This is a genomic window from Streptomyces boncukensis (assembly GCF_011045075.1).
Classification (GTDB): Bacteria; Actinomycetota; Actinomycetes; order Streptomycetales; family Streptomycetaceae; genus Streptomyces; species Streptomyces boncukensis.
Genome location: NZ_JAAKZZ010000350.1, coordinates 1 through 8223, shown reverse-complemented (window position 1 = coordinate 8223; position 8223 = coordinate 1). Strand labels below are relative to the sequence as shown.

The 8223-nt window shown below is 73.0% G+C and carries 5 protein-coding genes; 3 read left to right on the top strand and 2 right to left on the bottom strand.

What is annotated here, in order from left to right; translation table 11 throughout:
• Window positions 1-97 precede the first annotated feature (97 nt).
• Together G5C65_RS26175 and G5C65_RS26170 are read left to right on the top strand one after the other, a co-directional pair.
• Window positions 98-1426 (top strand): PspC domain-containing protein, encoded by a 1329-nt coding sequence (locus tag G5C65_RS26175; RefSeq protein WP_165301401.1) that lies wholly within the window; start codon window positions 98-100, stop codon window positions 1424-1426.
• Window positions 1423-2127, top strand: coding sequence for a LuxR C-terminal-related transcriptional regulator (locus G5C65_RS26170; protein WP_165301400.1), 705 nt, complete (start codon window positions 1423-1425; stop codon window positions 2125-2127). The genes G5C65_RS26175 and G5C65_RS26170 overlap by 4 nt, the downstream gene beginning before the upstream one ends.
• 487 nt (window positions 2128-2614) lie before the next feature.
• Here the strand turns inward: G5C65_RS26170 and G5C65_RS26165 are convergent, their stop codons facing one another.
• On the bottom strand, window positions 2615-5800 hold the full coding sequence (locus G5C65_RS26165; RefSeq protein WP_165301399.1) for a glycosyl hydrolase 115 family protein: 3186 nt from the start codon (window positions 5798-5800) through the stop codon (window positions 2615-2617).
• 174 nt (window positions 5801-5974) lie between these two features.
• Between G5C65_RS26165 and G5C65_RS26160 the strand changes: the two genes are divergently transcribed.
• Window positions 5975-6535 (top strand): mycothiol transferase, encoded by a 561-nt coding sequence (locus tag G5C65_RS26160; RefSeq protein ID WP_165301398.1) that lies wholly within the window; start codon window positions 5975-5977, stop codon window positions 6533-6535.
• A gap of 22 nt (window positions 6536-6557) precedes the next feature.
• Here G5C65_RS26160 and guaA read toward each other — a convergent pair whose 3' ends face one another.
• Window positions 6558-8141 carry a glutamine-hydrolyzing GMP synthase gene (gene guaA, locus G5C65_RS26155; protein ID WP_165301397.1) on the bottom strand — a complete coding sequence of 528 codons (1584 nt, stop codon included), beginning with the start codon at window positions 8139-8141 and terminating at the stop codon, window positions 6558-6560.
• Between the last annotated feature and the right edge of the window lie 82 nt (window positions 8142-8223).

Genomic DNA, 8223 nt, shown 5'->3' with positions numbered 1-8223 from the left:
CCCCTGAGATCCCCTCCGCGGCCCCCGGGCGGCCCCCGAGACGCGATCAGGGCACAACCCTGATGTCCGGGCGCCCGCGGCATGTGACGATCGAGGCATGACCACCGCCCCGCCGACCGCCGCCGCGACCGAGGCCCCCGCCGACGAGCAGCCCCTGCGGAAGCTGTACCGCAGTGCCGACGGCCGGCTGCTCGGTGGCGTCGCACGCGGACTCGCGGGGCACCTGGGGCTGCCGGTCTCCTGGGTGCGGGTGGTGTTCCTGGCGCTGAGCACGGCGAACGGACTCGGGGTGCTGCTGTACGCCGCGTTCTGGTTCGTGGTGCCGCTGGGCACCGGCGGCGTGAGCGAGGGCCGCGGCAGATTCCCGTTCGCCACCGGGGTGGCCACCGGCCCGGACGGCAAGCGGCGTCGGTTCGTCCGCAAGCCCGACAAGGGGCAGCTCGCGGCGATCATCGTGCTGCTCGCCACCCTGGGCATCATCGCGGACAATCTCCAGTTCGGCACGGCGAACACCTATCTGTGGCCGGTGCTGCTGGTCGGCGCGGGCGTCGCGCTGGTCTGGCGGCAGGCGGACAACGCCCGCCGGGCGCACTGGGCGGAGGTCACCCGGCGCCGCCGGCTGATCCCGATCGCGCGCAGCGCGGCCGGGGTGGCGCTGGTCGCGGCGGGCGTCACCGGCATCGTCGTGGTGCAGAGCTCGGTGCGGCACCTGGGTTCGGTCCTCCAGGCCGCGATGGCCGTGCTGGTCGGCATAGCGCTGATGGCCGGCCCCTATCTCGTACGGATGATGCAGGACCTCTCCGAGGAGCGGACGATGCGCATCCGCGCCCAGGAGCGCGCCGAAGTCGCCGCCCATGTCCATGACTCCGTGCTGCATACGCTCACCCTGATCCAGCGCAACGCCGAGCATCCGCGCGAGGTCGCCAGGCTGGCCCGCGCCCAGGAGCGCGAGCTGCGCGCCTGGCTGTACAAGCCGGACGGCAAGGGGACCCAGGGCGGCCAGGACGGCACCGAGGAGGACCAGCAGCCCGGCACCCTGGCCGACGCCGTCCGCGCCGCGGCAGCCGAGGTGGAGGACTACCACGGCGTCCCGGTGGAGGTCGTCATCGTCGGCGACTGCCCCCTGGACGAGGGGCTCGGCGCCCAGGTCCAGGCGGCCCGTGAGGCGATGGTGAACGCGGCCAAGTACGGTGGCGAGGGCGGCGCCGTGCAGGTCTTCGCGGAGGTCGAGGGGCGTACGGTCTTCATATCGGTCCGCGATCGCGGACCGGGCTTCGACCTGGACGCGGTGCCCGAGGACCGGATGGGCGTGCGTGAGTCCATCATCGGCCGGATGCAGCGCAACGGCGGCACCGCCCGGCTGCGCACCGCGCCGGGCGAGGGCACGGAGGTAGAGCTGGAGATGGAGAGGGCGGCGGAGTCGTGACGGAGACACCCAACGAACAGGCCGCGCAGGCCCCTGAGCAGCGCCGGGTCCGCGTGGTCCTGGTGGACGACCACCGGATGTTCCGCGCGGGCGTGCAGGCCGAGATAGGGCGTACGGACGAGACGGGCGTCGAGGTCGTCGGCGAGGCGGGCGACGTCGACCAGGCGATCACGGTCATCGAGGCCACCCGCCCCGAGGTCGTCCTGCTGGACGTCCACCTCCCCGGCGGCGGCGGAGTGGAGGTGCTGCGCCGCAGCGCCCCGCTGATGGCCGACGCCGACAGCCCGGTCCGCTTCCTGGCGCTGTCCGTGTCGGACGCGGCGGAGGACGTCATCGGCGTCATCCGCGGCGGCGCGCGTGGCTATGTCACCAAGACGATCACCGGCAGCGATCTCGTCGGGGCGATCTTCCGCGTCTCGGACGGCGACGCGGTCTTCTCCCCGCGCCTGGCGGGCTTCGTGCTGGACGCCTTCGCCTCCACGGACGCCCCGCCGGTCGACGAGGACCTGGACCGGCTCACCCAGCGCGAGCGCGAGGTGCTCCGCCTGATCGCCCGCGGCTACGCCTACAAGGAAGTGGCCAAGCAGCTCTTCATCTCCGTCAAGACGGTCGAGTCCCATGTCTCCGCGGTCCTCCGCAAGCTCCAGCTCTCCAACCGCCACGAGCTGACGCGCTGGGCGACGGCCCGCCGCCTGGTGTGAGCCCCCGCCCACTCCCACTCCCCCGTTCGGGTGCACGGCTGTGTACCGGCGCCCTGGCGGGGTAGATTGACCCACGCAAGAAAGCCCCCGCCGACTGAGTCCACCAGTCGAACGAGGGCTCCCCGGAGCTACAGCTCCCTATCCCCACCGGGTGTGGGGGTAGTGGGCCGCTCCGTACGGTTCAGCAGGCGGGTAACCGCCCACTTCGCCAGTGCTGCGCCGGTGCCGATCAGCAGCCCGAGGGCTGCCAGCTCGGCAGCGGCGCGGGCACGGGCCCGCACAGTTCGCTCCGTCTTTCGATGACGCCCCATTGGCGCCTCCTCTTCCAGCGACGCGGCCATGGACCGGTGGCCGCTCCGGAGGAGGCCCCCTTCGGGCCCCCTGGGCGGGGGGTCCGACGGCAGAGCCCTCTCGGAAGAGGAGGCGCACGAGGTGCGCCACCAACTCCGCATCCTACGCTACGAGTTGGCCCGACTACGCCACGCAGTCATCGCAGTCGCCGGCTCTCCGGCGGGCCGAGGTAGGTGTCCGGAAGACCGCCGGTGTCGATCAGGAGGCGCTGGAGGACCACCGTCGGGTCGACCATCCAGAACGTCAGCCGGTGCACGCCCGGGGAGAGGGTGTGGCGGGTGGCGGTGCGGTTGACGTTGTCGGAGGTGTTGCGGGCCCAGGGGCGGTTCATCTCGCCGTCGTCGGCGCCGCCGGCCGCGATGATGTCCACCGTGTGCGGGGGGTCGTCGTCGAAGGAGACGGCGTAGCGCAGCCCATGGTCGTGCGCCAGCGCGGGGTTGCGCGGGGAGAGGTACACCCAGAGGGTCGCGCGCCCCTCGGTGAGCACGCTCACCGTGTAGTCGAGGCGGGGCGAGGAGCCGCCCGGACGCCGGGACGCGGCGGTGACCGGTGCCGGGGTGACGCCGGCCGTGCCGCCCCGGCCCAGGTCAGCCACCCGCTGCCAGCTCACGCCGTCCCCGCCCACCATCCGGTCGGCGTGCTCGGCGTCGATCGCGATATAGCCGCCCGCCTCGACGAAGCCGCGCAGCCCCCGCACATCCGGGTTCTCGGCGACGGCGGCCACGGTGACGCGCTCTGTGCCGGGGCCGTGGACGACGAGCTCGGCGCGGCCGGTGCCGGACGGGGCCGTACGCCAGTCCACCCGCACCGTGAGCCGCCGCTGCCGGGTGACCCGGCCCCGGGGACGGTCGACGCGCAGCCAGGGCTCCGAGGTCTCGACGCGGTAGTCGAAGGGGTTCCGGCCCCGGTTGAAGACCTCGATATACGGGGCGGGGTCCGTGCCGTACCGGCTCAGGGGCGGCAGCTCGGGCGCCCCGGCGCTGCCGGGCCAGTGTGTGCCGGAGCCCGCGACGGCCACGCCGAGCGCGGCGCTGCCGGGGACCTCGATGCGGCGTACGGCGGGGTAGATCTCGTCGGGCAGCGCCACGTGGTCCCGCTCGGGCTGCTGCCAGGGCGCGTTGGGCCCGTAGCGCTCGACGTCGCCGTAGCCGATGTGCGGCTGGGTCTGGAAGCCCTTCCATTTGCCGCCCGCCACCCGGGAGTTGAAGCGGTCGGCGAGTGCGAAGTCCCGCTCCAGTCCCTCCTCGGCGCGCGCGGCGCGCTGGTTGGTGGCCCAGCGGCCCTGCCCGGCGTAGCGCAGATTGGTGAACTCCGCCTCGCGGAGCGCGTAGACGTTGGCGGTGGCGGTCACCGCGTAGCCGACGAGTTGAAACCAGGCGTCCTGTGCGGAGCCGGGCAGCCGGTGGGCGATCCGCTCGGCGCGTGCGGCCAGCTTCCGCCAGCGCTCGGTGACGTGTTCGAGTTCGCGGTGGTGGTCGAGGGAGAACGGCGTCGCCTCGTCGTCGTACACGACGGCGTCCGGATCGGTGGCCGGGTCCTTGTCGGGGTCCAGCGTGATGCGCCGGTTGAGCAGCTCCGGCTTGCGCAGCGACTGGAGCCGGGCGTACTCGGCGAGGACGGCGGCGATGGACCGGGCCTGTGCCTCGCCGAAGTGCTGGGCCGCGTAGCGGCGTTCCCACTCCGGGAGGTCGGCGGCGTCCCAGCGGCCCGGGTTCCAGGCGTAGTCGAGGAAGAACTGGGTGGGCAGCTCGTTGCCCTTGAGGTCGCCGACGTTGGCCACCCACAGCGTGCGGTTGCCAAAGGCGTGGGCCTGCCGCAGCTGGTCCCAGACGTTCGGCAGCGACGCGGTGTCCACCCACTTGTAGTTGCGGCCGAGGCCGACGTAGTCGAAGTGGTAGTAGAGGCCGTAGCCGCCGGCGCGCGCGGGTTCGCCGGGGTCGGGGTGCATCCGGATGTTGCCCCAGTTGTCGTCGCACAGCACGACGGTGACGTCGTCGGGGGCGCGCAGCCCGCGCTCCCAGTAGCGCTGGACCTCCTTGTAGAGCGTCCACACCTGCGGGATGTCCGCCGGGTCCTTCCCGGTCTCCTCGGCGAGGATGGTCCGCTGGGTGGTGATGATCTCCCGCATCAGCTCGATGCCGTCGCCGTCGGGCAGGCTGACGTCGCCGTTTCCGCGCATGCCGAGGGTGACCACGCCCTCGAAGCCCTGCTCGGCCATGCGGCGGACGCCGTCGCGCCAGTACGCCTTGATCGCGTCGGCGTTGCGGCGGAACGACCACTCGCCGGTGCCGCCGTACGGGTCGCTGCCGGGGGTGACGACGTTCCCGTCGTCGTCCCGCTCGGGGGGCACGGCGTGCCGGTTCCACTCCTCGATGCCGCGCATCATGGGCGCCTCGTGCGACGTGCCGAGCACGATGCCGTACTCCTGGGCGCGGGCGTGGTTGTCCGGGTCGTCCTCGGCGAACGCGCGCCCCCATACGGCGGGCCAGAGGTAGTTGGCCCGCAGCCGCAGCATCACCTCGAACACCCGGGCGTAGAAGTCGGCGTTGAACCCGCCCGGGTGCCCCTCGGCCTTTCCCGGTCCGAAGTACTCGGGGGCCCAGGTGCCCAGGGCGGGGTTCTCGTCGTTGATGAAGATGCCGCGGTACTTCACGGCGGGGGTGCCCTGGGTGTGCCGCCCCGGCAGGGCGTACAGCGCCCTCCGCCGCACCGGCGGCACGTCGTCCCACCAGTACCAGGGGGATACGCCGATGCCGTAACTCACGTCGTACGCGGCGTAGACGGCGCCCCGCGGATCGCTCCCGGCGACGACGAACGCGCGGTCGATCCCGGGCATCGGCCGCTCGACGACGGCCTGGAGCGAGGTCTCCCAGCGGCCCGCGACGCCGGTGGGGTCCAGCGCGCCGCTGTCGACCAGGCGGTCGATGAGCGGGCTGCGCCCCAGGGTGCCGACGAGGACGACCTCGCGCGCCGCGCCGGGCACCCGCCCCTCGGCGGCCCGGCGGAGCTCGGGCCGCACACCGGTCACGCGTTCGATGTCGGCACACAGGTCGGCGGCGGCGCGGCGCACGCCGGGGTGGTCGGCGGCGTCGACGGCGACGGGGGCGGCAGCCGCGTTCCGTACGAGGGGGAACGCGCCCCCGCGCGGTGTGAACGAGATGTACGCCCCGAAGTCCGTACGCCGTGGCGCCCCGTCCCGGGCAGCCGCTACCGGAAGATTGCCGAAACCTCCCGGGCCGCCGAGCCCGAGGGCGCCCGCCCCAGCCCCGAGTACGACTCTTCGCCGGGGCCCGCTACGACCTGCGCCTTCCTGCCCGCTCATCCCGACACCTCCGCGTATCGACGGCCTGCCTTGACGCGCACAAGTCAGATCCTGGGCGCGGTTCGCATCCGGAACAACGGGCCGTGTCCGCTGAAAACTTTTCGGGCCGGGCGGAGCGGGGTGGCCCCGTAAACAACTGGCGGTCTTCGACCCGTACGGACGACGATGGCGGGCATGACCGAGCAGCCCGCGCGATGGAGCCAGGCCACCGTCCACCCCGACATGTGGGTGGACCCGGACGACGACCCCCGCAACACCGACGGCCCCAGCCCGGACGGAGAACTCGCCACGCTGCGGGACTTCCTGACGGGCTACCGCATGACGCTGCGGATGAAGTGCGAGGGCCTGGACGCCGAGGAGCTGGCGCGGCGGCCGATCCCGCCGTCGACGCTGTCACTGCTGGGCCTGCTGCGCCACCTCGCCGAGACGGAACGGGACTGGCTCAACTGGATCAGCGAAGGCGAACCGCTGCCGTCGCTGTACGGCGAGCCCGACGGGGACTTCGACGGGGCCGTCGCCGAGCCCTCCGAGGTCGACGCCGCGTACGCGGCCCTGACGCGCGCGCAGGCCGCGACCGACGCCGCGCTGGCCGGCCACCCGGACCTGGGCGAGCGCGTGGGGCGGAACGGGATCGCGGTCCGGGAGCTGCTGGTGCACATGGTCGAGGAGTACGCCCGGCACTGCGGCCACGCCGACCTGCTGCGCGAGTGCGTCGACGGCCGCGTGGGTCAGTGACCCGGGCCGCCGGGGCCGGGGCTCACTCCCACTCGATGGTCCCCGGCGGCTTGCTGGTGACGTCCAGGGTGACGCGGTTGACCTCCGCCACCTCGTTGGTGATGCGGGTCGAGATCCGGGCCAGCACGTCGTACGGCAGCCGGGACCAGTCCGCCGTCATCGCGTCCTCGGACGAGACGGGCCGCAGCACCACCGGGTGCCCGTAGGTACGCGCGTCGCCCTGGACGCCGACGCTGCGGACGTCCGCGAGCAGCACCACCGGGCACTGCCAGATGTCCCGGTCGAGCCCGGCCGCCGACAGCTCCTCGCGGGCGATCGCGTCGGCCTCGCGCAGCAGGTCGAGGCGCTCGCGGGTGACGGCGCCGACGATCCGGATGCCGAGCCCGGGTCCGGGGAACGGCTGGCGCTGCACGATCTCGTCCGGCAGGCCCAGCTCGGTGCCGACCATCCGGACCTCGTCCTTGAACAGCTTGCGCAGCGGCTCGATCAGCTCGAACTCGATGTCCTCGGGGAGCCCGCCCACGTTGTGGTGCGACTTGATGTTGGCCGTGCCGGTGCCGCCGCCGGACTCGACGACGTCCGGGTAGAGCGTGCCCTGCACCAGGAACGCCACCGGCTCGTCGCTCGGGGCCTCGGCCACGATCTCGGCCTGGGCCTGCTCGAAGACCCGGATGAACTCCCGGCCGATGATCTTCCGCTTCTGCTCCGGGTCGGACACCCCGGCCAGCGCGTCCAGGAAGCGGTCGGAGGCGTCCACGACGCGGAGCCTGACGCCCGTCGCCGTCACGAAGTCCTTCTCGACCTGCTCCGTCTCGCCCTTGCGCATCAGCCCGTGGTCCACATAGACGCAGGTGAGCCGGTCGCCGATGGCCTTCTGCACCAGGGCGCCCGCCACCGCCGAGTCGACGCCGCCGGACAGCGCGCAGATCGCCCGTCGGCCGCCGACCTGGGCGCGGATGGCCTCCACCTGCTCGTCCACGATGCTCGCCGTCGTCCAGGACGGGGCGATCCCGGCGCCGCGGTAGAGGAAGTGCTCCAGCTCCTGCTGGCCGAACGTGGAGTGCATCACCTCGGGGTGGTGCTGCACGCCGTAGAGCCGCCGCACGTCGTCCTCGAACGCCGCCACCGGCACCATGTCGGTGGACGCCGTGACCGTGAAGCCCTCCGGCGCCGCCGAGCAGGCGTCGCCGTGCGACATCCACACCTGCTGCTCGGCCGGGGTGCCCTCGAAGAGCGTGGAGGACGGCCGCGAGACGGTCAGCCCCGTGCGCCCGTACTCCCGGCTGCCGGTGTTGTCAACCGTGCCGCCCAGGGTGCGCGCCATCAGCTGGAAGCCGTAGCAGATCCCCAGCACCGGCACGCCCGCCTCGAACAGCGCGCGGTCGATCGACGGGGCGCCCTGCGCGTACACGGACGAGGGGCCGCCGGAGAGGATGATCGCCTTCGGCCGCTTGGCGAGCATCTCGGCGACCGGCATGGTCGAGGGGACGATCTCGCTGTAGACCCGTGCCTCGCGCACCCGGCGCGCGATGAGCTGGGCGTACTGCGCGCCGAAGTCGACGACGAGGACGGTGTCCGGAGCGGTCTCGGACGGGGTGGGAGCCACGGGAGCCACGAGCAGCCTTTCGGCGGTGAAGCGGGGTGAAGCGGGGTGTGCTCCCGATGATAACGGGGGGCGCGGGCCTGCC